Source organism: Qipengyuania profundimaris, assembly GCF_030717945.1.
GTDB classification, from domain to species: Bacteria; Pseudomonadota; Alphaproteobacteria; order Sphingomonadales; family Sphingomonadaceae; genus Qipengyuania; species Qipengyuania profundimaris.
In genome coordinates this window covers 2,086,938-2,112,482 of sequence record NZ_JAVAIM010000001.1, presented here as the reverse complement: position 1 = coordinate 2,112,482, position 25,545 = coordinate 2,086,938, and the positions used below count along the sequence as shown (strand labels likewise).

Genomic DNA, 25,545 nt, shown 5'->3' with positions numbered 1-25,545 from the left:
ATTGCCCCATCTCCTGTCCCTGAACAGTTACCACTATCGCAGAGGCGGTTCTGACGCGGTCTATTTCGATCACGCAGAGTTGCTACGCGAGCGTGGGTGGCGCACCAGCTTCATGTCGATGAAGCATCCGCGGAATTTTCCCAGCGACGATGAGCGGTATTTCGCGGATCTGGTCGATTACGAGTTCGTCGAGGGCCCGATCGACAAGCTTCGCACCGCAGGGCGCTCGATCTACAACGTCGATGCGCGACGGAAAGCGGAGCGTCTGGTCTCGGACAAGCAAATCGATATCGCGCATGTGCACTGCATCTATCATCATCTGACGCCGTCGGTATTTCCGGTGTTGAAAGACGCGGGAATTCCTATCGTGCTGACTTCGCACGATCTGAAAATTGGATGTCCCGCCTATCTCATGCGGTCGCCAGAGGGAGTTTGCGAAGCCTGCAAGGGCGGCAATTACATGAATGTCGTCCGCAAGCGCTGCATCAAGGGGTCTCTGGCAGCAAGCGCTACAGTGGCCGCCGAGGCCTATCTTCACCGCGCGCTGGGTAGCTACGAGAACAACCTCGACATGGTGGTGGCGCCCAGCACCTTCAATCGGGACAAACTGATCGAATGGGGCTGGCCGAGCGATCGGATCACCTACATTCCGAACTTCACCCGGATCATCGATACCCGTTTCCGTGCGGACTATAGTGGGCGCATCCTGTTTTTTGGCCGGCTTTCGCCAGAGAAAGGTGTTTCCACCCTGATCGAAGCGTCGGCCATAGCAGGCGTTGCAGTCGATATCGTCGGCACGGGACCGATCGAGCAGGAACTGCAGAACCTAGCGAGGCAGCTCGAAGCGCCGGTGACATTCTTCGGGCGTCTCGATGGCGACAAGCTGTGGGAACAGGTCGGTGCGGCGCGGGCAGTCGTGATGCCATCGGAATGCTACGAGAACGCGCCGCTGGCCGTTCTCGAAGCATTTCAGCTCGAGCGTCCGTTGATTGGTGCGGATATCGGCGGCATCCCGGAACTGGCCCACCCGGACGCACACGACACGTGCGGCTGGCTGTTTCCTTCGGGTAATGCGCGTGTGCTTGCCGAGCGCCTCAAGGAAGTCGACGCAATGTCGCCGGCGGACTTGCGCCAACGGGGAGCGGCCGGCCGCTCCCTTGCACTGGAGCGCTTCTCGAAAGAGCGGTACATTTCGGAGATGCTCGAAGTGTACGCCGCACTTGGCGTGAAAGAGGATAGGGTGGCATGATCCTGCGCGTATCGACCCTGGTCCGCTTCGCCGTCATCGCGGTTTTCCTGGTTTATCTGGCGGGCAACCTCCTGGCGGCAGAAACGCCGTTCGAACCGGTGCCCGATGCAGCGGCTATTATCGCGCTGGCGCTTGCCCCTCTTGCCTTCATCATCGCACGGCCGCTTGCCGACGCGGAAATCCGCAGGTTCCTGTTGCTATACGGCGGCTATTTGTTCCTGCTGCTCGTTTCGACCTTGGTGAATGGCAATCCCTATTTGCCGACCTGGCAGAGTTTCGGCCTGGATTTCGCGCTGGACAGCAAACCCTTTGTCTTCGCATTCCTGCTGCTCGTCTTCGTCCCTGCCGACGAATTGGAAAGGTTTTTCAAGACTTTCATCTTGCTGTTGGTCGCAGCGGGCGTGCTGAACCTGCTGTTCATCATCCATGATCTCTTTTCGACGACCAATGCCTATGGGATACCATTGCAGCAGCGGTCGGGTCTCTCCGTCCCGACAGGCTTCCTTAATCACAAAACCAAATCGGCGCAGTTGCAGCTGATCGCATTCATCGCCGCACTGTCGATGATTCGCGTCGGCAATCGCTCGAGGTTGGGCAAATACGTATTGCCCGTCACCGCCGCACTGGGCCTGAGTATCGCGGTTCATCTCTCCGTGAAAGAGATCGGGTCGGCGATTATCGCTGTAATCCTCTTCTACTCTTTGAAGCCGGGACGCCGTATCGGCCGGGCCGCGATCTTCGGCATGGCACTGACCGGTCTTGCCGCAATTGCTCTTACGTTCGAATCGCCCGTTCGTTCGGCGGCGATGAACCGGATCGACATCTTTCTGGGCGAGCGCGGATCGCGGACCGTCCGGACTGTCGCTTATCCGGTATCCGTTGATCTGGCGAATGGTCACTTCCCCCTCGGAACCGGTGCCAGCACATTCATGTCCAAGGGGTCGCGCGATCTCGCCTATTCGCCATATTATGTCCAAACAGGGATTAGCCGTTTGCAGGGCGGCAGCCGGCGTGATGGCGGTTATCTGATGGATGTCTTCTGGCCCAAGGTCCTCGCACAAGCCGGATATTTCGGGTTCTTCGCGTTTCTCGGGCTTATTTTCTGGCCGATCCTCCAAGCGCTCAGACGGATGCAGACCGAGGCTGGGGGCGCCATTTTCGCATCGGCAGGGATCATGGTCAGTCTGGCGATCGCGTCGATGGCGGCGCCGATTTACACTGACGATCACCTGCTGATCCCCTTTGCAGTCGCACTGGCTTACGCGCTGAAAATCAAACCCGTTCGGAAGAAACTGTCGATCTGATGCAACTGAATATTCTGGGGATCCGCGGCCTTCCTGCAGCACACGGCGGCTTCGAAAGCTTCGCTGCCAAGCTTGCACCTTATATGCGTGACCGCGGTCACGATGTGCTGGTGTATTGCCAGTCCGAAGGCCAGGATGCGTCGGCCCGTCATGAAGACACATGGGAAGGTATCAAGCGGGTGCATTTCTCGCCGCGACTGAGCGGCGCGGTGGGCACGATGGAATTCGACCTGGCATGCGTCCGCGATGTTGTGAAGCGGCCGGGCGTGGATCTGGTGCTCGGTTACAACACCGCCATTTTCTGCGGGCTCGAGAGGGTGCGCGGACGTAAGATCGCGATGAATATGGACGGGATCGAGTGGAAACGCGAAAAGTGGGGCATAGGCGCCAAGACGTGGTTCTTCGTCAACGAAGTCGCCGGCGCCAATATCTGCAGCGTGCCGATTGCCGATCATCCTGCCATCGCGGAGCATGTCGCGCGAAGGTGCCGCAAACAGCCGGCGGTCATACCCTATGGCGGAGATCTTATCGAAGAGGCGGATCCTACGGTTCTCTTGCCGATGGGATTGGCTCCACAGTCCTACCTCGTGTCGATTGCCAGGATCGAGCCCGAGAACAGCATTCTCGAGATTGTGCGCGCCTATTCGCGCCGTCCGCGCGGAGCGAAACTTGTCGTCCTCGGCAATTTCGACGACCGGAATGCGTATCACCGCGAGGTGAAGGCGAGCGCTGGGGACGAGGTTCTTTTTCCGGGAGCGATCTACGATCAGGCTATCGTCCAGAGCCTCCGGTTCCACGCGCAAGCGTATTTGCACGGGCACACGGTAGGCGGGACGAACCCCTCGCTGGTGGAAGCGCTAGGCGCGGGGAACGCCGTAATCGCGCATGACAATCGCTTCAACCGCTGGGTGGCGGGCGAGGGTCATCGCTATTTTACGGACGAAAACGACCTCGACGCCATTATTTCTGACACTACCACCGGGGGTGCGTGGCTGCAGGCGGCTCGGTCCGCAGCACGCTCACGCCATCGAGAAGCATTCCGATGGGACGATATTCTCGCCCAGTACGAAAAGGTCCTGCTGGATTTGGCAGGCGGGAACTAAAGCCCGATAGTCCGCATCCGTCCGATCGAGCATTCACCGTCAAGGCCGATCGGCCTGAAATTGCCTGTGCTCTCGTTGACCAGCAAGGCCTCTCCGATGCGCGGCACATTGCCCTCCTTGCTGCGCCGGATGCAGCGCAAAACGTAAGCGGTCTCGTCCGCCTTTTCCGCGCCTACGAACACCGCTTCGATCCTGTCGATTCGCGGTGCCGAGTCCCTGATCTTGAAGACCGGTTGCTTCGGTTTCGTGGTGCTCTGTACGCGGACTTGCGTGAGCTCGATGTCGAAGTTCTGGTCGGACGCGCCCGAGTTGTTGAGGATTGAAAAGCCGAGTCCATTCGACTGGCTCACCGTCAGCGAGCCCCGCGCGCGAATATGCCCGGGGGCCCGGCGCAGCGTATAGATCGCGACGCATTCGTCCTCCCCACCAGTCTTCGCGAATTGCGGGTTTGCGAATTGGAAATCCGAACGGAATTCGGGTCCGAGGCGCTGTTCGTCCACGTCACGGAACCAGAAGCCCCCGATCGCCGTGCTGGTATCGAACGTCAGGCGGTAATTGCCTGCTATCGCGGCTCGATTGTAGAAATAGAAGTCCGGACCGTTGCAAACATTGCCGTCCTTGGAAAAGCCGGCGAACTCCATCGCGATCCGCGACAGATGGCTCAAACCGGTGAAGAGGAACGGGGCTTCGGGCGCAGTCGGGCTGGAGCGAACGAATTCCACGCGGACGCCGGGGCCGATATCGACATCGTAGCTGGTTTCCAGCGGGTCCGTATAAAGCGAATTTCCTCTGGCCGATCGCATCAGTATCGCGCCGCGCTTCGACCAGCGACCCGCGCGTTTTTCGATGGAGAAAGCCCGGTCACCGCGGATCATGATCCGGCCGCCACCATCGAGCAGCGTGAGCGAGCCCATGAAGACAGTCCCGCGAACCGTAATGTCGTTGTTCAGAACCAGCTCGCCGTCTGTGGCATGTGCCCAGTCGAAAGCAGCCTGTAGGGCTGTGTGATCGGAGCCGAATTGAGATGTAGATCGGCGTTCGCGCGCAAGAGCCGTTCCGGGCACGAGCAACCCTCCCATGAGCGAGCTCGCGCCGATGAGGAATGCTCGCCGTCCGGTCTGAAGATCCTGAATGGTCATTTGTTGATCAGACAGCATGACACCTGCAGGAAAGATGAACTGACACAAAATTCAGGAAGTCGGGTTTGCGATGGTGGGCGTACCAAGGTTCGAACTTGGGACCCCTACGATGTCAACATAGTGCTCTACCACTGAGCTATACGCCCACACCATCAGCGTGCTGCCTCGCAAGGCAGGCGCGCCCTTTAGCGAGCCTGAAACACCCGCGCAAGGCTTATGGCCGCTTAAATTTGCGCGCTGACTTTTTCCTCGAGAACGCGTTCCACTTCGAGCACGAGATCGCGCAGGTGAAAGGGTTTCGACAGCACCTTCGCGTGCGGCTGCTCGCGGCTTGCCTTCAGCGTCACGGCGGCGAAACCGGTGATGAACATCACTTTCGTATCGGGGCTGATCTCGTTGCAGCGCTGGGCAAGTTCGATACCGTCCATTTCCGGCATCACGATGTCCGACAGGAGCAGGTCGTAAGACTTGTCTTCCAGCAGCGGCACGGCCGACGTGCCGCGATCCACTGCGTCGACCGCGTATCCTGCATTGACGAGTGCGCGTTCGAGATAGACGCGCATCGCGTCGTCGTCTTCGGCTAGAAGGATGGTCTGTGCTGAATTTCCGCTCATACCTTCTCGTAGCACGCGAGCGCTTAAAAAAACATGTAAACGGGCGGACGTGTCACCCTGCGACAGAAGCTGCCGGTCGAGTAAAGAAATGATCTTTCTCGCATTCATCACTTGCTAAGCGTTTCTGTACAATTTCTCTTTGCCGAGTTTGTGCTATCGCTTGCCTATCAGGAGGGGTTGGTCTGATTCCCGTGCTCGGAATTCACGAGTCAACGGATGGAATTTGCCACCGGGTATGCACGCCTCTGCCAGAGCCGTTTGACTTGGCAGTGAAGTGGAAGGGATCGACGAATGTACCAGGATTTTTACTTTAATCAGTGGGTTGGCGCGCGCATGGCGGAGTCGGCGCAGATCCGGCTCGCGAACATGGTTAGCGAGCACGATAGCGGGGGTTTCCTTTCAAGTGGCGCGAGCCTGTTCGCCCTGTCGAGCGATCCCGCACCGACTTTCGAGATTACGCACAGCCAGGCATGCAGCTGCAGTTCGTGCTGTGGTTCCGACGAGAAAGCGACTGGTCCCACTCCCGCAGGCGATGAGCCCGTCTTCGTCGCAGGCGATATTGCCGGCGATACTTCGACCACGGCGACGATCACGGTTGGTGGGTCGCTGACCAGCGAACTCGAGACGGTCGGTGACACGGACTGGGTTGCCATCACGCTGACGGCCGGTCAGACGATCGACATCTCGCTGTTCGGTTCGGGTGCCAACCCAGTCGGGGATACCTATCTGCGAGTGCGCGATTCTTCCGGCAATATCGTGGCATTCAATGACGATGCCGACGGGCTCAATTCTGCCCTGACCTTCACCGCGACGGGTGCGGGCACGTATTATATCGAAGTCGATTCCTATCTCAGCAGTTATACCGGCGAATATACCCTAACGGTGGACGAGGGCGTCCCGCCCGAGCCGCTGGATGTCTATACCTACGATGAAATCGCAGTGCAGCTTACGCAGACCTATTGGGGCGGCAGCGCACGCTCATGGGATGTCGGCGCGGACGGATCGATCACTGTCAATATCACCGAGCTTTCGGCGGACGGTCAGTTCCTGGCCCGGGCTGCTCTGGAAACGTGGACGGATGCCACCGGCATCCAGTTCGTCGAGGTCGGCGGCGTTGCGGAAATTACGTTCCAGGATTCGGATTCAGGTGCTTACGCTTTCTCAAGTGTGAGCGGTGGCACGATCAGCAGTTCTACCGTCAATGTGTCGCTCGACTGGATCGAAAACTATGGGGCCGGCCTGAACTCCTATTCGTTTCAGACCTACATTCATGAAATCGGCCACGCCCTGGGCCTCGGCCACGGGGGCAACTACAATGGTTCCGCCGGTTATCCCAACGACGCGAGCTACGCGAATGACTCCTGGGCGACCACGATCATGTCGTATTTCTCGCAGAACGAGAACACCTACTTCGCGAACCAGGGGTTCGACTACAACTTCGTCCTTACGCCGATGGCTGGCGATATTGCTGCTGTGGAAGCACTCTACGGCCTTTCGTCCTCCACGCGGCTGGGCAATACCGTTTACGGTTTCAACAGCACGTCGGACCGCGACATCCACGATGCGACGCAGTTCGTAAGTATCGCCTATACGATCGTGGACAGCGGCGGTAACGACACGCTGGACTACAGTGGGTTTACCCAGGACCAGGTCATCAACCTCAATCCCGAGACCTTCATGAACATCGGCGGTGAGACCGGCAATGTCGTGATCGGAAGGGGCACCGTGATCGAGAATGCATTCGGCGGTTCCGGTGCGGATACGATCGACGGTAACCAAGCGAATAACGGCATTCAGGGCAACGACGGTAATGATACCGTCAACGGCCGTGGAGGAGACGATACGATCTACGGCCAGGCCGGATCGGATTCGCTCTACGGCAACGGCGGCAACGATAGCCTGTTCGGCGGTGACGATCGGGATTACCTCTACGGTGGGAACGATGCCGACTCCGCTTATGGTGGGTCGGGGAACGATGTCGTCATCGGCAACTATGGCGACGACACGCTGAATGGCGGTGTCGGGGACGATCTCATCTTCGCCGGTTACGGCAATGACACCGTCGATGGCGGCGATGGCCGCGACACCATGCGCGGCGGTTTCGGAACCGACACTCTGTCGGGCGGCCAGGGAACCGATGCCATTTATGGCGGCGCTGGTGATGACACCCTTTATGGCGGCACGGGTCAGGATTTCCTCTACGGAGGAAACGGCGCCGACTTCTTGTCCGGTGGCGCGCAAGACGACCGACTGGAAGGGGACGAGGGTGATGACCGTCTCGACGGCAACGACGGCAATGACAATGTGCTCGGCGGTGGCGGGAACGATGTCGTCATCGGCGGAACCGGCGACGATCTGCTCAGGGGCGGAAGCGGAAACGACTTCCTTCGCGGCGGCAACGGGAGCGACAATCTCGGCGGCGGCGCGGGAGCGGACCGTCTTACCGGAGGGGCCGGAAACGATATCGTGACCGGCGGCACCGGCGCCGATGAATTCGCATTCATCGCGATGGGCACGGGCAATGCCGACACCATCACCGACTTCTCGGTGGCGGACGATACGATCGTTTTCGATGGCTCGATATTTGGCGCTCTGAATGCCGGTGTGCTGGCAGCTGGCGCATTCCGGATCGGGAATAGTGCGCAGGATGCCAACGATCGTATCATCTACAACAACAATACCGGCGAACTGTTCTATGATTCGGATGGTGCCGGTGGGGCGGAGCAGAAACTGGTCGCGCAGTTGTCTGCCGGTCTTGCGCTGACGAATGCCGACTTCTTTACCGAAAGCGGTGCGGCGAACGCCGGCCTTGCCGACATCAAGCAGGATTACAATTTGGCGGCGATGCCGGAGTTCATTTTCGCCTGACCGGCACGGGTCAATAATCCTGTTTCTGCCGGTTTTCGGGGTTGGAGTGTTTTGACATTTGATCCCGATCCGGCAGAAAGACGATATGTCTGCTGGCGATGATACTCGGGACCCGCTCTCCATGGAGGGCGGGTCCATCCCTAATTCGGACGCCCCTGCCTTTCGCATGTCGGATGTTGCCGACGCGGAAATCCCGTTCTTGATTGCCGCGCCACATGGTGGACGGCATTATTCGACCGATATCTGGGAGAAGATGCGAACTCCGCATTCGGTTTCGCTCAAACTCGAGGATCGGCTGGTCGATCAGATTGCCAAAGCGGTGTCGATCCGCACCGGTGCCGCGGCGCTGATTGCTTACGCCCCGCGCGCGCTGATCGATCTCAATCGGGATCCCGAGGACATCGACTGGGACATGGTCTCGGGTAGCAAACCCGACCGCCGTATCGGCAATGCTGCAAATCGTCGCGCGCGGGCGGGGTTGGGCCTGGTGCCACGGCGGCTCCTCAGAACCGGTGAGATATGGAAAGCTCCGCTCTCGCGCAAGGAACTGGAGCAACGCGTTGGGCGGGTACATACTCCCTATCACCATACGTTAAATCGTATGCTGCAGTCACTACGTGACAAGTTCGGTGTGGCATTTCTTTTAGACCTTCATTCGATGCCGCCCTTAGCACCGACGAAGCGCCAAAACAGGCAGGTCGAATTCGTCGTAGGAGACCGTTTCGGAGCTTCGGCGCCCAACAGCATTTCGACCGCTGCCGTTGAATTTCTCGAAAGGCGGGGCCGAGTTGCAGAGCGCAACAGCCCCTATGCGGGCGGTTATATACTGGATCGGCATGCGAGGCCGATGGGCGGGATATTCGGGCTGCAACTAGAGATCTGCCGCTCGGCCTATCTCGACCACACGCTGACCTCGGCTACGCCGCGGATGGGTACCATTGTGAACCTGGTTGCGCAGCTCGTCATCTGTCTGAACGCTCAGATTTCGCACGATCTCAGACCGGATCTGCGAGACGCTGCGGAATAAAAAACCACCCCGCGTGAAGTGCACGGGGTGGCCAAGGTTCAGGGAGGAGGTGCACTCGCGTGCACCAATCGGGCAGGCTATGAGGGGAACACTGCCCGACGCACTAGAAATGGGGTTTTGGACCGCGCTTTCAAGATAGCGGCAGCAGCAAAATGCGCGTCGTCCAGCGCAGAATTGGGGCAGTTCGTCCGCCCTATCGCGACGGCTGGGCAATCAGCGCTACGCCGGTTCCGTCGAACCCAGCTTCCGCCAAGTCCGAAACGAGTGCACATTCTCCGCAATCGAGACTTTGCCCGCCGAGGAGTACTTCGTCTGAAAACGGAACGACGAGCGCTTCGCCATGATCGAGCTCGGCGGGGCGGTTCGCACCTCTAGTATGGAAAAGGCGAAAATGCGGTCCGTCGACCAGCAGGCCAGCATCGCCCTCAATTTTCCGGCGAAGAGACGCTGGATAAGGCCCGGTATCCGCAATTTGCATGCCGTCATCGAGATGCAATTCGCGCGGGCGGCCATAGTCGAACAGGCGGAACGTCACATCGCTGTTTTGCTGTACTTCGATCAGCGAAACACCGCCGCCGATCGCATGCACCGTTCCTGCGGGAATGTAGAAGGCGTCTCCGGCCTCGACCTCGTGCCAGACAAGATGCTCGACGATCGAGCCGTCCAGAGCAGCCTCGCGCAGGACTTCGGGCGCAATCTCCCGATGGAAGCCGACAGCGATCGTGGCGCCCGGTTCGGCGTCGAGAATGACCCAGCATTCGCTTTTGCCCGCTCTGCCATAACCCATGGCTTCGGCCTGATCGTCGTCCGGATGGGCCTGAACCGACAGGCGTTCGCTGGTGAAGATATATTTGACCAGCAGTTGCGGCAGCTCCTGCGGCGGGTCGAACCAGACCTCCCCGATGCGATCTTCGGAGGGATGGGGGAAGGGGGTGGGCAGCTGGTCCACGCCCCAGACCTTGTCGACGAAGCGGCGTGGCAGCTTGCGGATCACTGGGCCCTGCATCGGCTGGCTTCTCCCACGCGCTGGACGGCAGCTCGGGTCGTGACCAGGATATCTTCCCCATCGACAACGACCACGATATTGTCCGCTCCAACGACCGTCACATGGGGCCCGTCGCTGTCGATCATCGTTCCACTCGCTCCGATGATCTCGCCATTGCCGATGACCACGTTCGCCGCGTTGTCGGCGTCGCGCTTTTGCAGCAGCGCGTCCCAGTTTCCAATGTCCGACCAGCCCATCGCGGCATCGACCATCGCGGCGCGCTCGGTGTTTTCCATGACTGCATAGTCCACCGACTCGCCGTCGATCGCGGCGAACAGGTCCGCATCGGGCCGCAAGGCATCGCCATCGATGGTGCGCGCTTCGAAGGCCGCCTTCGTCTGCTCGGCGAGCTCCGGACGATGCCGCTCCAACTCGGCTAGGAATTGGCCTGCGCGAAAGGCGAATATGCCGCCGTTCCAAGCATAGTCGCCCTGCGCCAGGAACTTCATCGCCGTGTCGTGGTCCGGCTTCTCCACAAAGCTGTGGACGCGGAATCCACCTGCCAGCGCCTCGCCGCGGCGGATATAGCCATAGCCGGTTTCCGGCGATGTCGCCTCGATGCCGAAGGAAACCAGCCAATCCTGCGCTGCAAGGTCGGCTGCGGACTGTGCCGCTGCGACGAACGCGTCCGTGTCGCGAATGTGATGGTCGCTGGGGCAAACCAGCATGATCTTGTCCGGGTCCAGCGCATGCGCCGCCAGCGCGATCGCAGGCGCCGTGTTGCGGCCCATGGGCTCGACGATGAAATGGGCGTCGCGCGCAATTGCAGCCGCTTGGGGTCGCGCGAATTCGAGATGCTTTTCGCCCACCACCACGATCGGCGCGCCGAAGACGCTGCGATCGGAGCACCGCTCAATGGTCGCCTGATAAAGCGTATTCTCTCCGATCAATGGAATGAACGGCTTGGGCCGCGTCGCGCGGCTGCGCGGCCAGAGCCTCGTCCCGCTCCCGCCACACAACACAACCGGCACGATCTCGCCCATCATTCGCTCCGCAAGCCCATCCTCTACGCACGATTGGCAGAACAGGTCGCGAAGGGAAAGGTGCGAGGGCGATTAACCGCCACGACGCCCGCTAAAGTGGCGGCAGCAATCGAGTAAAATGCACGCGCCAGTTCGCCTTGCCGGTCTCGGCTTGCGCAGCGGCGATCATCGGGAGTTCGGCTTCGATGAACTCGACCCGCTCGTCCCATCCATCATGCGTGCGCTTGCGGAAAATCCATCCGCCATGGCGCGGGCCCCACAATTTCATGAAGCGGGCGGCGGCCGCAGGATCGTAACCCGCATTGGCGAGCAACCAGGGCATTAGACGATCGGCCTCGCGCTCGCTCAGTCGGACGAGGCTGCGCTTGCGCCCGCTCTCCTCGAAATAATCGAGATGGCCGAGGAGGTTGTGTGCCATCTCGTGCGCGATCAGTGCAGCGAATTCATCTTCGGCATAAGCGAAGCCGGGGAAGTTTTCACCGACGAGGACTCGTTCACCATCGGCGCTGGCCTTGGCGGAATTGGTCAGGAGCTCGAAGCGTGAGGCACAGGCGGGAACCGGCGTGAGCGCGGCATTGCGGGAGTTGGTTCCTGCATCGAACCAGTCGATATCCAGTGTGCCTGCCGCCAGTTCGTTGTCCATGAAATCGCGAATGTCGTGCCCGCGCTGCCAGCCCGGCTTGGTGGGTTGCCAGCGCGCCGAGATCGCCTGACCGCCGAGGGCTGAAATCGTATCGTTGCGCCTAAGTCCGGCCTGTTCCGCAGGAGAGCCGGGGGCCACGGATTGTACGCCGAGATCGCCCTTCAGCCCGAACAGGTAGCGCACGGCCGCGGGTTCGCCATAGGCTTCCGCGTCATGCAGCAGCAGACCGGACACTGGCTGGGTTGCATCGCAGAATTCGGCATTGGCGGTCGCCAGCCGGTAGCCGACTCGGAACAGCAAGTCCTCGCGCAGCTGGAAGACTTCGAGCGGGTGATATTCGCGCTCGGTGGCTTCGGCATCCTGCGCAACAGCTGTATTCGGCGCAGCAAAAAGGGCGGCCAGGCCAAGCCCGACCGCCCCCCATATATTGCGCCAATCAGGCAGTGGTGGATCCGTCCACACCGTTCAGCTGCGCCTGCGGCTGCGGTGCGGTGCCCTGGTTGGTCTGGCGTGCAAACAGCACACGCATCTGTTCGAGCGAGAACAGGTGGGCGAAGATGAGCTGCAGCAGCCCACTCTCGTTCCACTTGCGCAGCTGGTCGCCGCGCAGCTCGCGCAGTTTCTCGGCGTTGACCATCTGGAAGCCACGATAGATGAAAGGCTTGTCTTCGCCCGGGCGCTGGATCGAGACTTCGCCGTCCATCAGCAATCCCGCATCCTTGATTTCGGTCATGAAGGCCTGCGTGCGCTGGCCGGCCTGTTCGAAGCTCTCGCAGAATTCGAGAATGCCCTTGGTAGCCTGGCTCGGCTCCTTGTCGTCGAACAGGCGCTCGCCGTCATCGAACTCACCGACCGAATCGGCGGTGGGGTCGAAGCAGAGCGACAATTCTTCCGCATCGGGGCGCAGGCGGGCGAGCATGAAGGGATAGCGGCGAATATAAGCCGGAAGATATACAGGTTCGGTGACCTTGCCGGTTTCGTCCACATAGGTGTTCACGCCTTCGTTGAGTGCGAACAGCGCCAGCGGAAGGGGGCTGTCCCCGGCCGAAAACACGATCGGAAGCTGTCGCTGTGCCTGGACGAACTCATCGACCGTCAGCGGAACGGCATGCTGCTTCGAAAGCCACGGAGCCAGATCGACCGGGCGCGTTTTCAGGTCCGCGTGATCATTGCTGTTGAGCGGCATCAGGTCGTTGTAAAAGAGGGGCAGGTTCGGCTGCGGCGCGCTGGCCATGGAAAATCTCCGAAAACAAAGGAATGGACGGGCATGCGCCTGGGCACGCGCGCGTGGTGCGCAGCGCTTTAAGCGGTCGCGTGGTCTTTCGCAAGCGGCACAAGCTTGCCCGGATTGAGCAGTCCATCGGGGTCGAGCGCCTGCTTGACGCTGCGCATCATGGCAAGCGCGACGGGGTCGCCAAGCCGGCCCAGTTCATCGCGTTTCACTTGCCCGATCCCGTGCTCGGCGCTGATCGAACCGCCGAAATCGTCGACGAGGTCGTGAACGAAGGCGCTGACGCGCTTGCCCTCGTCGGCTTCCCATTCGCCGCGGGAGGCACCCGCCGGGGCGAGCACATGGAAGTGGATATTGCCGTCGCCGAGATGGCCGAAGCCGACAGCACGTGTGCCGGGGAATTTGGCTTCGACCTGCGGGCTGGCTTCTTCGACGAACTTCGCCATCGCAGCGACGGGTACCGAAATGTCGTGCTGCATCGCCGGGCCGATCGCGCGCTCGGCAGGCGCTATCGAATCTCGCAGCAGCCAGAAGGCATCGGCTTGTGCTTCGTTGGCGGCCAACACCGCATCCTCGAGCAAGTCCTTCTCGAACGCCTCCGCGAGCATCTTTTCAGCCGCCGCGCGCACTGCATCTTCGGCGTCCGCAGTGCCGACCAGTTCTATCAGCGCATGCCATGCGTGGTTCCCGGCAAGTGGTGCTCGCGCATCGGGTAGGTGGGCGATTACGGCTTCAAGGCAATGCGCCGGCAGGACCTCGAACCCTTCCAGCATGTCGCCCGCAACGTCGCCGCAATGCAGCAGCAGTTCGCGCGCCGCCCCGATCGTTGGCAGGCCGACCCAGGCGACCATGCGCTCGCCGATTTCCGGCAGCAGGCGCAAGGTCGCGCTCGTGACGATGCCCAGCGTGCCCTCCGATCCGATCAGCATCTGCTTGAGATCGAAGCCGCGATTGTCCTTCTTGAGCGGTGTAAGCGCGTCGAAGACAGAACCATCGGCCAGCACCGCCTCGATCCCCAGCACCTGCGCGCGCATCGTGCCATGGCGCAGCACCTGTGTGCCGCCCGCATTGGTCGAGATCAGGCCGCCTATCGTGGCCGAACCCTTTCCCCCGAGGGTGAGCGGGAAGCGCATGCGCTCCGCCGCTGCTGCTTCGTGCAAGGTCTGAAGGATAACCCCTGCATCGCAAGTGACCTGTCGGGCGCGCGTATCGAGCTCGCGGATCGCGTCCATGCGGCGCAGCGACAGCAGGACCTGCGCTCCGCTCTCGTCGGGGGTCGCGCCGCCGGACATGCCGCTATTCCCCCCCTGCGGTACGATTGGGACCCCGTGGCGGGCGCACAATCTCACGAAAGCCGCGGTTTCTTCTGTGGAGGAAGGCGAAGCAAGGCCGATTGCCTTGCCGGTATAACGACCGCGCCAGTCGGTCAGCCAAGGTGTGACCAGCTCGGGATCGGTGGTGAAGCCGCGCGACCCGAGCAGGCTGACGGCTTCCTCGATGAAGGCTTGCGTATCGGACATCGCGGCATCCTTGCCACAGGTGGGCGGGCAAACGCCACCGCCTTGCTATCGCGGCGCGATCAATTAAGCGGATATTCAAGCGCATGGGGGCAAGGGGGCGTCCGTCGCTATTGAGCGAGCCGCGAGTATCTTGCGGCACAGGAGCCGACCGAACGCGCCAATGCCATTTGTTTCCGCCATCCTCTCCTTGCTGCTTCCGCTGGCAGCCACACCCGACGATGTGCGGGCGGACGAGGTTGCGCGGCAGTCGAATGCGCAGGAACAGGCTGGACCGATGTCGCGCCACGACATGTCAGAAAGACTGCCGCCTTGGCACGGGCTGGCGGACCTCTCGGAGCCGCCGGTCGCCAACCAGGTGCGGATCGAGCGCCGTGTGATCTTGCGGATCAGCCCTCAGCCCAGCCGCGCACGGAGCAATCTGCTTTCGCAATTGCCGCGCCAACCGGTCGCGACGCAATTGGTGGAGCGGCCGATGGGCGATTGCCTCCCAGCCAACGACATCGTCGGCGTGTCCGACAGGGGTAGCCGGCTGATTATCTATATGCGCGACCGCAGCCTGATTTCCGCACAGCTGGAAAAGGCCTGCAGCCCGCGCGATTTCTATCTCGGGTTCTATGTCGAGCGCAGTGACGACGGCCAGCTCTGTGTAGATCGCGACCGGTTGATGTCGCGTGCGGGTGCGAAGTGCCGGATTTCCGAGATGAACCGGCTCGTTGCCGTTCGGCCACGCGACTAGGCAAACCGGCGCGCAAGGCCGGCCTTATCTTGACTTTGTCGCCCGGAACCGCAAAGGGCGCGGCCTGCCGATGGCGCATTCTTGCGCCATGCGACCGGCACCAAATCCAGGGATACATTTGACGCGCATGACCTTTGCCGATCTCGGCCTTTCCCCTGACTTGCTCAAGGCAGTCGACGAAGCCGGCTATACCGAGCCGACCGACATCCAGCGCGAGGCCATTCCGCCGGTGCTGATGATGAAGGACATCATCGGCATTGCGCAGACCGGCACCGGCAAGACGGCCAGCTTCGTGCTGCCGATGATCGACATCATGGCGAGCGGCCGGCGCCGCGCGCTGATGCCGCGTTCGTTGATCCTCGCACCCACCCGCGAACTGGCGGCGCAAGTGGCGGAAAACTTCGAGAAATACGGCAAAAACCATGACCTTAAGCTCGCCCTCCTCATCGGGGGCGTGCAGATGGGTGATCAGGTGAAGGCGCTGAACGAAGGCGTCGACGTGCTGATCGCGACGCCGGGCCGCCTGATGGATCTGTTCGAGCGTGGTAAGATCCTGCTCAACGGCTGCGAACTGCTGGTGATCGACGAGGCCGACCGCATGCTCGACATGGGGTTCATTCCCGATATCGAATTCATCTGCGACAAGCTGCCCGAACAGCGCCAGACCATGCTGTTCTCGGCCACCATGCCGCCGCCGATCGAGAAGCTGGCCAAGAAATTCCTCAACAATCCCAAGCGGATCGAAGTCAGCCGTGCGGCGACGACCAACAAGGACATTACCGCCTTCAAGGTACCGGTGACGAGCCGCCAGAAGCGCGAAACGCTGCGCTGGCTGCTCAACAACGATCTGGTTGAAACCGCCATCATCTTCGCCAACCGCAAGACGACCGTTCGCGAGCTCAACAAGAGCCTGCAGAGCCACGGATTTGCGTCCAGTGAAATCCACGGCGACATGGACCAGTCGAGCCGCCTCAAGGAACTCGACCGTTTTAAGAGTGGCGATGTAAATATCCTCGTGGCGTCCGACGTTGCTGCGCGCGGGCTCGACATCAAGGGTGTCAGTCACGTGTTCAATTTCGACACGCCGTGGCACCCGGACGATTACGTCCACCGCATCGGCCGTACGGGTCGCGCTGGGGCAAAGGGTCGCGCCTTCACCTTCGTCGCTCCCGAAGATGCCGAAGCGATCGACAATGTCGAGAAACTGACCGGATCGAAAATCGACGTCTTCGGCAAGAAAGACGTTCGTGTTGCGCTGAAGGACTCCAGCGCGAACAACGGCGCGGACGCCGATGACGGGAACGACGATGGGCCGGCTCCAGAGAAGCCCAAGGGGCGGAAACAGGCGCCGTCCAAGGCAAAGCCTGCGAAAGCGAAGCGGGACGCCAAGCCGAAACCGGACCGTGCGCCGAAGGGGCAGGGTAAGGCCTCCGCCGACAGTATGCCTGCTGATGCCGACGACTGGAACGGGCCGGTTCCTGGTTTCCTCGACGTCTCGGCGACCTGAAACATGATTTACGCTCGCTTTACTTTAATCGGGCAATAGATACATCCGGAAGCGTCGCTCGGACACCGCCGAGCGAAAGTTCAGGCTGCAGTACGCGATCCGGAATTGCGTTATGCTCCGGGGGTGTCGAGTTTGGAAAATCCAGAAGTTTTCGCGAGTATGCGGAACGACGAGTACGATGTAGTCGTGTTCGGCTTAGGCTATATCGGCCTTCCGACCGCATCGATCATCGCTTCGTCCGGGCTGCGTGTGTGCGGCGTGGACGTTTCCGAGCGCGTGGTCGACACGATCAATCGCGGCGCCATCCATATCGAAGAAAAAGACCTCGACCAGCTGGTAGAGCGGGTGGTCAAGGACAAGATGCTCTGTGCCTCCCTGAATGCGCCACAAGCCCAGTTTCACGTCATTGCGGTGCCCACACCGCTGCTCGAAGACAATACGCCCGGTCTGGACTATGTCATGAGCGCGGTGGAAGCGATCGCCCCGAAACTCAGGCCCGGCGATTGCATCATTCTCGAGTCGACCTCGCCGGTGGGGACGACCGATGAAGTAGCGAAGCTGATCGCGCAACGGCGCCCCGATCTGGGCGTGCCGGGCAACACCCACGGCCCGGCCGACATCGCCATTGCTTATTGCCCGGAGCGCGTCTTGCCGGGGAAGATCATCGCTGAACTGCGGTCGAACGACCGTGTGATCGGCGGAATGACACCCGACTGCTCGACGAAAGCCCGCCGTCTCTATGCCCGCTTCGTCGAAGGCATTTGTTTCGAAACGGATGCGCGTTCTGCGGAGATGGTCAAGCTGGTCGAAAACAGCTTCCGGGACGTCAATATCGCATTCGCCAACGAATTGTCCCTCGTCGCGGACCGGTTCGACATCAACGTCTGGGAAGTCATCCGACTGGCCAACCGGCACCCCCGCGTCAACGTGCTGCAACCGGGACCGGGAGTAGGGGGGCACTGCATCGCGGTGGATCCCTGGTTCCTGGTAGCTGCGGCACCTGAAGAAACGCCGCTGATCCGCACCGCGCGCCAGGTCAATCTCCATAAGACCAAACATGTGATTGAGGGCCTGTGCGCCATGGCAAAAGCCCAGCCGACCGGGAAGGTCGCCGTGCTGGGCTTGGCGTTCAAACCCGATATCGACGATTTCCGCGAAAGTCCGGCGCTGGAGATTGCTGAGCATCTGGCCGGCGAGATCGGCGACCGCATGCTGGTCGTCGAACCCTTCGCAACCGAACTACCTGCGCGGCTGCAGCAATTCAGCGCCAAGCTTGTTTCCCTGGACGAAGCTCTCGAGGCGGCAGAAACCGTTGCCATTCTGGTCGATCACACGGACTTCAAACACCTCTCGCTGAGCGATTTTGCCGGCAAGCAGGTCTACGATACCCGGGGCTTGCTGCAACGATGAACGGGCGTCCCAAGGTGATGGTTACTTTCGGCACGCGACCGGAGGCGATCAAGATGTTTCCCGTCGTCCACGCCTTGCGTACGGATGGCCACTTCGATGTGAAAGTGGCCGTGACGGCGCAGCATCGAGAGATGCTGGACCAGGTGCTTGCAATTGCGGGGATTACACCCGACATCGATCTTGATCTGATGCAGCACGGTCAGAGCCTCGACGCGCTTGCATCACGCATCTTGCTTAGTTTTGGTCAGGTGCTGGACGACGAAAAACCGGATCGCGTGCTGGTCCATGGCGATACCCTGACCACCATGATGGTCACGCTTTCGTGCTATTTCCGCAAAATTCCGATCGGTCATGTCGAAGCAGGTTTGCGCAGCGGCGACATCTATTCGCCGTGGCCTGAAGAGGTAAATCGGCGGGTCACCGGGACGATTGCCGATCTTCACTTCGCGCCGACCCAAACTGCGGCAGACGCATTGCTGGCGGAAAACAAAGCGCACGAAGACATATTCGTGACCGGGAATACCGTGATCGACGCGCTGCTCGCGACGAAGTCGAAACTGGAAACCGATCCGGCGCTGAGCAAGGGAATCGACACTGCCTTGGCCGGGGTGGGTAGCAAGCGTCTGATCGCCGTGACAGCGCATCGTCGGGAGAATTTCGGTGAAGGCATGCGCAATATCGCTGCCGCATTGAAAACCTTGGCCCGACGCGAGGACGTCGCGATCGTCTATCCAGTGCACCCTAATCCGAATGTTGCAGGCGTGATGAACAAACAGCTCGGGACGCTCGACAATATCCACCTCATGGATCCGCTTGACTATCCGAACTTCGTCCGCATGATGATGCGGGCGGATATCATCCTGACCGATAGCGGCGGCATCCAGGAAGAGGCCCCCAGTCTGGGTAAACCCGTACTCGTCATGCGCGACACGACCGAGCGCCCCGAAGGCATAGCTGCCGGCACCGCGCTGTTAGTGGGCGCAGACTGTGACGCCATCGTCGAACACGCCTCGCGGTTGCTCGACGATCCGGGCTCTTATGCGAAGGTCGCACAGGCGCATAATCCCTATGGGGATGGAACGGCAGCACAACGGATAGCTGCCATTATCGCATCAAGACACCGCTTGACCTGAGCGCAAGGCTGCTCTGTTTACGACCGATTTACCCTGATCGATTAAGCAGATCGGATGATAGCACTGGCTCAATCGGTCCTGGCTTTGCTGCGCGAATTGGCCATCTATGGCGCAGTGTTCGGCGTGCTTGCGCTGGTGCTGAAGCGGCAGGCCATCGGGCGCGCAATCGTGGTCTGCCACAGGGAAGCCAGTACGAATTTCGGCCTTGCCGCGTTCAATGCGCTTTTCATCGCTCCTCTTTTCGCAGTCCCGGCAGCAGCGTTGGCGATTGTCCTTGACGGAACAGGATATCTCGGAGGGTTTTGGGAAAGCGTTCCCGAAGTCGTGACGCTCCTGCTTGCTATCGCGCTGATCGATTTCGTGGCCTACTGGCGCCACCGGCTCGAACATGACCGCAGCCTCTGGCGTTTTCATGCCACCCATCACGCCGATACCGCGATCCACTGGCTGTCGGTCCAGCGCAAACACCCGGTCGCCAAAGTGATCTCGCTACTGTTCGACACCGTGCTGGTGATCGCCCTGGGCATGCCGGCGTGGGCGATTATCGGAGCGACCCTGATACGCAGCTGGTGGGCGCATTTCATTCACGCCGACTTGCCGTGGACGCTCGGCGTGTTCGGCGAGGTGCTGGTTTCACCGGCGGCGCACCGGTTACATCATATTCGCGACGAGCGCCTTATGGGGAGCAACTACGGCAATACCATCACGCTGTGGGACAAATTGTTCGGCACATGGTGCAATCCCGCCCCCTACCTCAACTGCGAAACAGGCATCGAAGAGGGAACGCGCGGCATCTGGGGCGAGCTTAAACGACCGTGGGAAGCCCGGTATCGCCGGTCCGTGACGCCGGGCGACGAAACGCCGGACAAAGCCAGCGCCTAATCCTTGCTGTCGATCGGCTAGGCGCCTTTGCCGAGCGCCGGAATCACCGCTTCCGGGTCCACGCAAGTCTTCGAGCGAGCGAACCCGCCAAGCTAGTCCGCAAGTTTGACGAAGCTGTCGAGCACACGCTTCTCGCCCGCTTTCTCGAATTCGATGATCAGCTTGTTGCCTTCCTGGTCGGTGACGGTGCCGTAGCCGAACTTGTCGTGAAACACGCGGGCGCCGATCGCGATATCTGTGCGCGGCTTGGCTGCGAAGCTGGCGGCACTGCGGCCCGGTTCGGCTAGGCGCTTGGGCGTCGCATCATATCCGGTCGATAGCGCCCGCTGCCAACCCGGGCCGCGCTTGTCCGCGCGTCCCGGCGCATCGCGAGCGACATGCGCGAAGGGGTCTTCGGTCTCGGTCCAGTTCGCCCGCCAGAGCGATGCGCCGCCGGTCATCGTTGTCTCGCGCTCGATCGTTTCCTCGGGCAGCTCGTCGATAAACCGGCTGGGAATCGAACTGGTCCACTGGCCGTAGATCCGCCGGTTAGCAGCGTGGAAAATCGTGCAACGACGTTTGGCGCGCGTGATGGCGACATAGGCGAGGCGGCGCTCTTCCTCGAGACTGGCGAGGCCACCTTCGTCGAGCGCGCGCTGGCTGGGGAAGACGCCTTCCTCCCACCCCGGCAGGAAGACGTGGTCGAACTCCAGCCCCTTGGCCGCATGCATCGTCATGATGGTCAGCTTCTCGCCATCGTCGGCGCGGTCGTTGTCCATCACCAGGCTGACATGCTCGAGGAAGTCGGTGAGACTCTCGTACTCCTCCATCGCGCGGGCGAGTTCGGAGAGGTTTTCCAGCCGTCCGGCGCTTTCCGCGCTGCGATCTTTCTGCAGCATGTCCTCGTAACCGCTTTCGGCGATGACCATGCGCAGCAGTTCGGACGGCGTGACTTTCTCGGACTGCTGCCGCCAGTGCACGAACTGCGCCAGCAGCCCCGTCAGAGTATTGCGCGCGCGGGCGGGCAGCTCATCGCTGTCGGCAAGGTCGAGCGAGGCGGCGGCGAGCGGCGTCTGCGTGCGGCGGGCATGGCGGCGCATGGCCTCCAGCGTCTTCGCGCCGAGGCCGCGCTTGGGCTGGTTGTAGATCCGTTCGAAAGCGAGATCGTCGGCGGGCTGCTCGATCACGCGCAGATAAGCGAGGGCATCGCGGATTTCGGCGCGCTCGTAGAAGCGAAAGCCGCCGACGATGCGGTAATTGAGGCCAATCTGGATGAACCGGTCTTCGAATTCGCGCGTCTGATACTGCGCCCGCACGAGGATGGCGACCTCGTCCAGCGAGGCGCCTTCGGACTCCAGCCGCTCGATCTCCTCGCCGACCCGGCGCGCTTCTTCCGGGCCGTCCCAGACGCCGATCACACGGACTCTTTCGCCCGCCGGAAGTTCGGTCCACAGCGTCTTGCCGAGCCGTTCGCTATTGGCGTCGATCAGGCCGGAGGCTGCGGCCAGTATCTGCGGGGTAGAGCGATAGTTCTGCTCCAGCTTGATCACCGCTGCGCCGGGGAAATCCTTCTCGAACTTGAGGATATTGGCCACTTCGGCCCCACGCCAGGAATAGATCGACTGGTCGTCATCACCCACCACACAGATGTTCTTGCGATCCTGCGCCAGCAGGCGAAGCCACAGATACTGGACCTGGTTGGTGTCCTGATACTCGTCGACGAGAATGTATTTGTAGCGCTTCTGGTACTGCTCCAGCACGTCACGATGCTGCCGGAAAATGTTCAGCATATGGAGCAGCAGGTCGCCGAAATCGCAGGCGTTGAGCGTCTTCAGTCGTTCTTGATACAGTTTGTAGAACTTCGCGCCCTGACCGTTGGCGTAAGCTTCGTTCTCGGCCGCATCGAGGTCACCGGGATTGAGACCGCGGTTCTTCCAGCGGTCGATCAGCCCGGCCAGCTGGCGCGCCGGCCACCGCTTTTCGTCCAGCTCTTCCTGCTGGATCATCTGCTTGAGTAAACGCAACTGATCGTCGGTATCGATGATCGTATAATTGCTCTGCAGGCCGACCAATTCGGCATGGCGGCGAAGCATGCGCGCACCGATCGAATGGAAGGTGCCGAGCCACGGCATGCCCTCCACGGCGTCCCCGATATGCCGTGCGACACGCTCGCGCATTTCGCGCGCTGCCTTGTTGGTGAAGGTCACGCACAGGATCTCGGAGGGCCACGCCCGGCGGGTCGCGATGAGATGTGCCAAACGCGCGGTGAGTGCTGCGGTCTTGCCGGTACCCGCTCCGGCCAGCATTAAAACCGGCCCCTCGGTGGTCAGAACCGCTTGGCGCTGTGGTGGATTCAACCGCGCCGCATAGGGCGGAATCCCGCCGTTTTCGCCGGTTTCCGAGATGGGTACGATATCTGACATGAGCTCCGGAACAGCTAGGGAACGCGGGGCGGCAATACAAGCCTGACGTGCCCCGACGTACTGAGGACCCACGGAACAATGCAGTGCGGTGCTGCGTAGGAAGGGCAATGGAAACAAAGATGGAGAACACTCCAATGCGTAATATCATCCTTGCCGGTGCAGCAGCCCTGGCTCTTACCGCTGCCCCCACCATCGCCCAGGATATGGATACCGACGGCTACATGTGGACCGACGCTCAGGAAGCCATGTACGATGGTTGGCCTGCCGATCGACAGACTGCCTATGATGCATGGCCTGCAAATGTGCAGGAGTATTACTGGACGCTGACGCCCGCGCAGACCAATGGCTGGTGGATGCTGAACGACGAACAGCGCGTGCGCATCTATGAGATGACACCGCAGCAGCGCTCGACCGCCTGGACGCAGATCGCCGCCCAGATGAATGGCGCGAGCACGACGGCTACCACAGCTACGACTGCATCGACGTCAGCCTCGACTTCGCCGCGTTTCGTGAGCAAGGAAGTTGCTCAGCCGGTGACGCGTAGCACCGCAGCGAATATTTCGGCTGAGGACCTTCCGGTCTGCACGCCCAACCAGCAGGATGGTTGCATCAACAGCTGGGAAAAGAACCGCACCGGCACGAAGCCGCTGGATTATTGGCCGGGTCGTCCCGCCAGCCAGATGGACTGATTTGAGCTAATCTTTCATGGTGTGTCGCAAGTGCGAATTGGCTGTGAGTTCGAGGGCGGGACCGTAAAAGCGGTCCCGCCTTTCGCTTATGCGCTGGATTCCGTTCGCCGCATTTTTGCCACGATCACCGTTGGGCGGTGCGGAAAGCGCGATTGCGGTCGCGGCAATCCATTGCTTATCGGAAGCGTTTGAAACGATAAGGAAGGTCCCGGAGGGGTAAGTATTCGGGTCGCGTTCGTTGCGCATGTCACTTCTGGAGGAAGAGCACATGCGAAAGACTTTTTGGTACATTCTCGGTGGCCAACTGGCCACGATTTCTATCCCTGCAATGGCGCAGGATACTCCCGAAACCACGGCACCACCGCCGGCTGATGCCCAGCCTGCCGAGGCGATGATGACGCCCGAACAGATGGCGGTCGTCGACGGCTGGCCGGAAGAGCGACAGGTCCAGTTTCGGCAGTGGTCGGGCGAGGTGCAGGGGTATTACTGGACGCTTGCTCCCGAGCGGCAGGAGCTGTTCTGGCGCCTGGCCGATGGCGACAAGCTGGCGATGGTCGCCATGGACGAGGCAGGGCGTGAAGCGGCATGGGGCCAGATAGAAACACAAATTGGTGGGGCGAATTCAAGCGAACCCGCTGCCGATGCCGATCCAGTAGACGAAACGGATGCTATCGATGAAGCGCATTCCGAACCTGCCGACCCTATGAAGCGATCGTAAAGCGCCTCACGCCGCGTCGGTAGCGAGCCTCAGGAGCGAGAGCCGAGCCTTGCCGACGCGGCGATCCGCCACGCATTCGAGCCCGCTCACCCGCGGTTCTTCCTTCGCGCCGGTTTCGAGCGCGATCCAAGTCGTGGGATCGATCCAGCCGAGCCGCAGCATGCGATCGAGCGCAACTTCGCCTGCGCCAGTGCCGTAAGGCGGGTCGAGCAGGACCAGCTGGTGCGCGGATTTGGCCGGACCGAGGCTCATCACCGATGCCTGCTGAACGCTCGCTCTGGTCCGCGCCTCGAAGGTCTCGATATTGCTGCGGATCGCCTTCACCGCCGCGCTGTCCTGCTCGACGAACAGGCAGGAGGTCGCGCCGCGCGACAGCGCTTCCAGGCCGAGCGCGCCCGAGCCGGCGAAGAGGTCGAGCACGTGCAACTCGTCGAAGCTGCCAAGGCGGCTGGCGAGCATGTTGAACAGCGTCTCGCGCGTCCGGTCCGCGGTCGGACGGGTTGCTTCGCCCGGCGGCGCGACCAGCTTGCGTCCGCGCCAGTCGCCCGCAATGATCCTCACTGGCGGCCTCCACGAGCCAATTCGCGCTTGAAGCCAGCCACGTCGCCGCCCTTGATCTCCAGCGCCTGCCCGCGCGGCAGGTCGCCGATGTGGAACGGGCCGTAGCCGATGCGCAGCAGACGGCTCACCTCCAGCCCGAGATGTTCGAGCACGCGGCGCACCTCGCGGTTCTTGCCCTCGCGCAAGGTCAGCTCGATCCAGCGATTGCGACCCGATCCGCGTTCGAGATTGGCTTCGATCCTCCCATAACGGATCCCGTCAACTTCGACGCCCTCGATCAGTTCGTCCAGCTGTGCCTGCGTCACATCACCGAACGCGCGGGCGCGATAGGTGCGCGGGACGCCTGACGAGGGCAACTCCATCGCGCGCTTCATCTCGCCATCATTGGTGAGCAGCAACAGCCCTTCCGTGTTGTAGTCGAGCCTGCCCACCGGCATCACGCGGCCCGCATCCTTGGGCAAGGCATTGCGCAGCGCGGCATAGATCGTCGGGCGTCCCTTGGGATCGTGCTCGGTCGTCAGCATGCCCGAGGGCTTATGGAACGCGAACAGCCGCGTTTCTTCCGTCTTGCCGACCGGCTTGCCGTCCACCGTCACCCCGCGCAAGCTGTCGAGCTTGATCGCCGGCGTGTCGAGCACCTTGCCGTCGAGAGCGATGCGCCCGTCGGCGATCATGCGCTCGATCTCGCGCCTGCTGGCCACGCCTGCGCGTGCGAGCAGCTTGGCGATGCGGTCGCCAGCTTCGGGAAGTCGGTTGTCGGACATGAGGGCGCGGTTAGGCG

22 protein-coding genes and 1 tRNA gene are annotated in these 25,545 nt (G+C 61.2%); 12 read left to right on the top strand and 11 right to left on the bottom strand.

From position 1 onward, the window contains the following. The first annotated feature begins 1 nt into the window (after position 1). From Q9K02_RS10395 to Q9K02_RS10385, 3 genes are read left to right on the top strand one after another with little or no spacing between them, the layout of a single operon-like run. Positions 2-1,249 carry a glycosyltransferase family 4 protein gene (locus Q9K02_RS10395; RefSeq protein WP_305932829.1) on the top strand — a complete coding sequence of 416 codons (1,248 nt, stop codon included), beginning with the start codon at positions 2-4 and terminating at the stop codon, positions 1,247-1,249. Continuing rightward, the gene (locus Q9K02_RS10390; protein WP_305932828.1) at positions 1,246-2,553 is read left to right on the top strand and encodes a hypothetical protein; all 1,308 of its coding nucleotides are present in this window, start codon (positions 1,246-1,248) and stop codon (positions 2,551-2,553) included. The genes Q9K02_RS10395 and Q9K02_RS10390 overlap by 4 nt, the downstream gene beginning before the upstream one ends. Next, positions 2,553-3,656, top strand: a complete 1,104-nt coding sequence (locus Q9K02_RS10385; protein ID WP_305932827.1) for a DUF1972 domain-containing protein — start codon at positions 2,553-2,555, stop codon at positions 3,654-3,656. The genes Q9K02_RS10390 and Q9K02_RS10385 overlap by 1 nt, the downstream gene beginning before the upstream one ends. Here the strand turns inward: Q9K02_RS10385 and Q9K02_RS10380 are convergent. From Q9K02_RS10380 to cpdR, 3 genes are all read right to left on the bottom strand, one after another. Then, positions 3,653-4,795 (bottom strand): hypothetical protein, encoded by a 1,143-nt coding sequence (locus tag Q9K02_RS10380; RefSeq protein ID WP_305932826.1) that lies wholly within the window; start codon positions 4,793-4,795, stop codon positions 3,653-3,655. The genes Q9K02_RS10385 and Q9K02_RS10380 overlap by 4 nt on opposite strands. Positions 4,796-4,866: 71 nt before the next feature. Next, positions 4,867-4,941: transfer RNA gene (locus tag Q9K02_RS10375), tRNA-Val, on the bottom strand. A 78-nt stretch (positions 4,942-5,019) separates the two neighbouring features. Beyond that, complete coding sequence (cpdR, locus tag Q9K02_RS10370) at positions 5,020-5,409, bottom strand: cell cycle two-component system response regulator CpdR (RefSeq protein ID WP_305932825.1); 390 nt, start codon at positions 5,407-5,409, stop codon at positions 5,020-5,022. Between the two features lie 291 nt (positions 5,410-5,700). Here cpdR and Q9K02_RS10365 point away from each other — a divergent pair, with 291 nt between their 5' ends. After that, on the top strand, positions 5,701-8,277 hold the full coding sequence (locus Q9K02_RS10365; protein WP_305932824.1) for a M10 family metallopeptidase C-terminal domain-containing protein: 2,577 nt from the start codon (positions 5,701-5,703) through the stop codon (positions 8,275-8,277). A gap of 85 nt (positions 8,278-8,362) precedes the next feature. Beyond that, positions 8,363-9,304, top strand: coding sequence for an N-formylglutamate amidohydrolase (locus tag Q9K02_RS10360; protein ID WP_305932823.1), 942 nt, complete (start codon positions 8,363-8,365; stop codon positions 9,302-9,304). A gap of 193 nt (positions 9,305-9,497) precedes the next feature. Here Q9K02_RS10360 and Q9K02_RS10355 read toward each other — a convergent pair whose 3' ends face one another. From Q9K02_RS10355 to Q9K02_RS10335, 5 genes are all read right to left on the bottom strand, one after another. Then, positions 9,498-10,310, bottom strand: a complete 813-nt coding sequence (locus tag Q9K02_RS10355; protein WP_305932822.1) for a class I mannose-6-phosphate isomerase — start codon at positions 10,308-10,310, stop codon at positions 9,498-9,500. Continuing rightward, positions 10,295-11,335 carry a mannose-1-phosphate guanylyltransferase gene (locus Q9K02_RS10350; protein WP_340310123.1) on the bottom strand — a complete coding sequence of 347 codons (1,041 nt, stop codon included), beginning with the start codon at positions 11,333-11,335 and terminating at the stop codon, positions 10,295-10,297. The genes Q9K02_RS10355 and Q9K02_RS10350 overlap by 16 nt, the downstream gene beginning before the upstream one ends. An 88-nt stretch (positions 11,336-11,423) precedes the next feature. After that, positions 11,424-12,437, bottom strand: coding sequence for a M48 family metallopeptidase (locus Q9K02_RS10345; protein WP_305932821.1), 1,014 nt, complete (start codon positions 12,435-12,437; stop codon positions 11,424-11,426). After that, on the bottom strand, positions 12,412-13,209 hold the full coding sequence (locus Q9K02_RS10340) for a SapC family protein (protein ID WP_278328394.1): 798 nt from the start codon (positions 13,207-13,209) through the stop codon (positions 12,412-12,414). Before Q9K02_RS10340 ends, Q9K02_RS10345 begins: the two co-directional genes overlap by 26 nt. A 68-nt stretch (positions 13,210-13,277) precedes the next feature. Beyond that, the gene (locus Q9K02_RS10335) at positions 13,278-14,726 is read right to left on the bottom strand and encodes an FAD-binding oxidoreductase (protein ID WP_305932820.1); all 1,449 of its coding nucleotides are present in this window, start codon (positions 14,724-14,726) and stop codon (positions 13,278-13,280) included. Between the two features lie 160 nt (positions 14,727-14,886). Between Q9K02_RS10335 and Q9K02_RS10330 the strand changes: the two genes are divergently transcribed. From Q9K02_RS10330 to Q9K02_RS10310, 5 genes are all read left to right on the top strand, one after another. Then, positions 14,887-15,462: a hypothetical protein gene (locus tag Q9K02_RS10330; protein ID WP_305932819.1), complete on the top strand. Its 576-nt coding sequence runs from the start codon at positions 14,887-14,889 to the stop codon at positions 15,460-15,462. Between the two features lie 127 nt (positions 15,463-15,589). Beyond that, positions 15,590-16,969 carry a DEAD/DEAH box helicase gene (locus Q9K02_RS10325; RefSeq protein WP_305933500.1) on the top strand — a complete coding sequence of 460 codons (1,380 nt, stop codon included), beginning with the start codon at positions 15,590-15,592 and terminating at the stop codon, positions 16,967-16,969. A 159-nt stretch (positions 16,970-17,128) separates the two neighbouring features. Further along, on the top strand, positions 17,129-18,379 hold the full coding sequence (gene wecC, locus Q9K02_RS10320) for a UDP-N-acetyl-D-mannosamine dehydrogenase (RefSeq protein ID WP_305933499.1): 1,251 nt from the start codon (positions 17,129-17,131) through the stop codon (positions 18,377-18,379). Beyond that, on the top strand, positions 18,376-19,512 hold the full coding sequence (gene wecB, locus Q9K02_RS10315) for a non-hydrolyzing UDP-N-acetylglucosamine 2-epimerase (RefSeq protein WP_305932818.1): 1,137 nt from the start codon (positions 18,376-18,378) through the stop codon (positions 19,510-19,512). Before wecC ends, wecB begins: the two co-directional genes overlap by 4 nt. Positions 19,513-19,566: 54 nt before the next feature. After that, positions 19,567-20,394 carry a sterol desaturase family protein gene (locus Q9K02_RS10310; protein WP_305932817.1) on the top strand — a complete coding sequence of 276 codons (828 nt, stop codon included), beginning with the start codon at positions 19,567-19,569 and terminating at the stop codon, positions 20,392-20,394. A 92-nt stretch (positions 20,395-20,486) separates the two neighbouring features. Here the strand turns inward: Q9K02_RS10310 and Q9K02_RS10305 are convergent, their stop codons facing one another. Further along, complete coding sequence (locus Q9K02_RS10305) at positions 20,487-22,796, bottom strand: ATP-dependent helicase (protein WP_305932816.1); 2,310 nt, start codon at positions 22,794-22,796, stop codon at positions 20,487-20,489. Positions 22,797-22,930: 134 nt separating this feature from the next. Between Q9K02_RS10305 and Q9K02_RS10300 the strand changes: the two genes are divergently transcribed. After that, positions 22,931-23,485: a hypothetical protein gene (locus Q9K02_RS10300; RefSeq protein ID WP_305932815.1), complete on the top strand. Its 555-nt coding sequence runs from the start codon at positions 22,931-22,933 to the stop codon at positions 23,483-23,485. A 268-nt stretch (positions 23,486-23,753) separates the two neighbouring features. Then, the gene (locus Q9K02_RS10295) at positions 23,754-24,203 is read left to right on the top strand and encodes a hypothetical protein (protein WP_305932814.1); all 450 of its coding nucleotides are present in this window, start codon (positions 23,754-23,756) and stop codon (positions 24,201-24,203) included. A gap of 6 nt (positions 24,204-24,209) precedes the next feature. Here the strand turns inward: Q9K02_RS10295 and rsmD are convergent, their stop codons facing one another. Both rsmD and Q9K02_RS10285 read right to left on the bottom strand, forming a co-directional pair. Further along, the gene (gene rsmD / locus Q9K02_RS10290) at positions 24,210-24,764 is read right to left on the bottom strand and encodes a 16S rRNA (guanine(966)-N(2))-methyltransferase RsmD (RefSeq protein WP_305932813.1); all 555 of its coding nucleotides are present in this window, start codon (positions 24,762-24,764) and stop codon (positions 24,210-24,212) included. Then, a complete protein-coding gene (locus Q9K02_RS10285; protein ID WP_305932812.1) occupies positions 24,761-25,528 on the bottom strand; it encodes a pseudouridine synthase in 768 nt (255 codons plus the stop codon). The genes rsmD and Q9K02_RS10285 overlap by 4 nt, the downstream gene beginning before the upstream one ends. Positions 25,529-25,545 lie beyond the last annotated feature (17 nt).

Coding starts and splice junctions, on each gene's coding strand:
- Q9K02_RS10390 (WP_305932828.1), top strand. CDS start 1,246: ATGATCCTGCGCGTATCGACCCTGGTCCGCTTCGCCGTCATCGCGGTT.
- Q9K02_RS10385 (WP_305932827.1), top strand. CDS start 2,553: ATGCAACTGAATATTCTGGGGATCCGCGGCCTTCCTGCAGCACACGGC.
- Q9K02_RS10380 (WP_305932826.1), bottom strand. CDS start 4,795: ATGACCATTCAGGATCTTCAGACCGGACGGCGAGCATTCCTCATCGGC.
- cpdR (WP_305932825.1), bottom strand. CDS start 5,409: ATGAGCGGAAATTCAGCACAGACCATCCTTCTAGCCGAAGACGACGAC.
- Q9K02_RS10365 (WP_305932824.1), top strand. CDS start 5,701: ATGTACCAGGATTTTTACTTTAATCAGTGGGTTGGCGCGCGCATGGCG.
- Q9K02_RS10360 (WP_305932823.1), top strand. CDS start 8,363: ATGTCTGCTGGCGATGATACTCGGGACCCGCTCTCCATGGAGGGCGGG.
- Q9K02_RS10355 (WP_305932822.1), bottom strand. CDS start 10,310: ATGCAGGGCCCAGTGATCCGCAAGCTGCCACGCCGCTTCGTCGACAAG.
- Q9K02_RS10350 (WP_340310123.1), bottom strand. CDS start 11,335: ATGATGGGCGAGATCGTGCCGGTTGTGTTGTGTGGCGGGAGCGGGACG.
- Q9K02_RS10340 (WP_278328394.1), bottom strand. CDS start 13,209: ATGGCCAGCGCGCCGCAGCCGAACCTGCCCCTCTTTTACAACGACCTG.
- Q9K02_RS10335 (WP_305932820.1), bottom strand. CDS start 14,726: ATGTCCGATACGCAAGCCTTCATCGAGGAAGCCGTCAGCCTGCTCGGG.
- Q9K02_RS10330 (WP_305932819.1), top strand. CDS start 14,887: ATGCCATTTGTTTCCGCCATCCTCTCCTTGCTGCTTCCGCTGGCAGCC.
- Q9K02_RS10325 (WP_305933500.1), top strand. CDS start 15,590: ATGACCTTTGCCGATCTCGGCCTTTCCCCTGACTTGCTCAAGGCAGTC.
- wecC (WP_305933499.1), top strand. CDS start 17,129: ATGCGGAACGACGAGTACGATGTAGTCGTGTTCGGCTTAGGCTATATC.
- wecB (WP_305932818.1), top strand. CDS start 18,376: ATGAACGGGCGTCCCAAGGTGATGGTTACTTTCGGCACGCGACCGGAG.
- Q9K02_RS10310 (WP_305932817.1), top strand. CDS start 19,567: ATGATAGCACTGGCTCAATCGGTCCTGGCTTTGCTGCGCGAATTGGCC.
- Q9K02_RS10305 (WP_305932816.1), bottom strand. CDS start 22,796: ATGTCAGATATCGTACCCATCTCGGAAACCGGCGAAAACGGCGGGATT.
- Q9K02_RS10300 (WP_305932815.1), top strand. CDS start 22,931: ATGCGTAATATCATCCTTGCCGGTGCAGCAGCCCTGGCTCTTACCGCT.
- Q9K02_RS10295 (WP_305932814.1), top strand. CDS start 23,754: ATGCGAAAGACTTTTTGGTACATTCTCGGTGGCCAACTGGCCACGATT.
- Q9K02_RS10285 (WP_305932812.1), bottom strand. CDS start 25,528: ATGTCCGACAACCGACTTCCCGAAGCTGGCGACCGCATCGCCAAGCTG.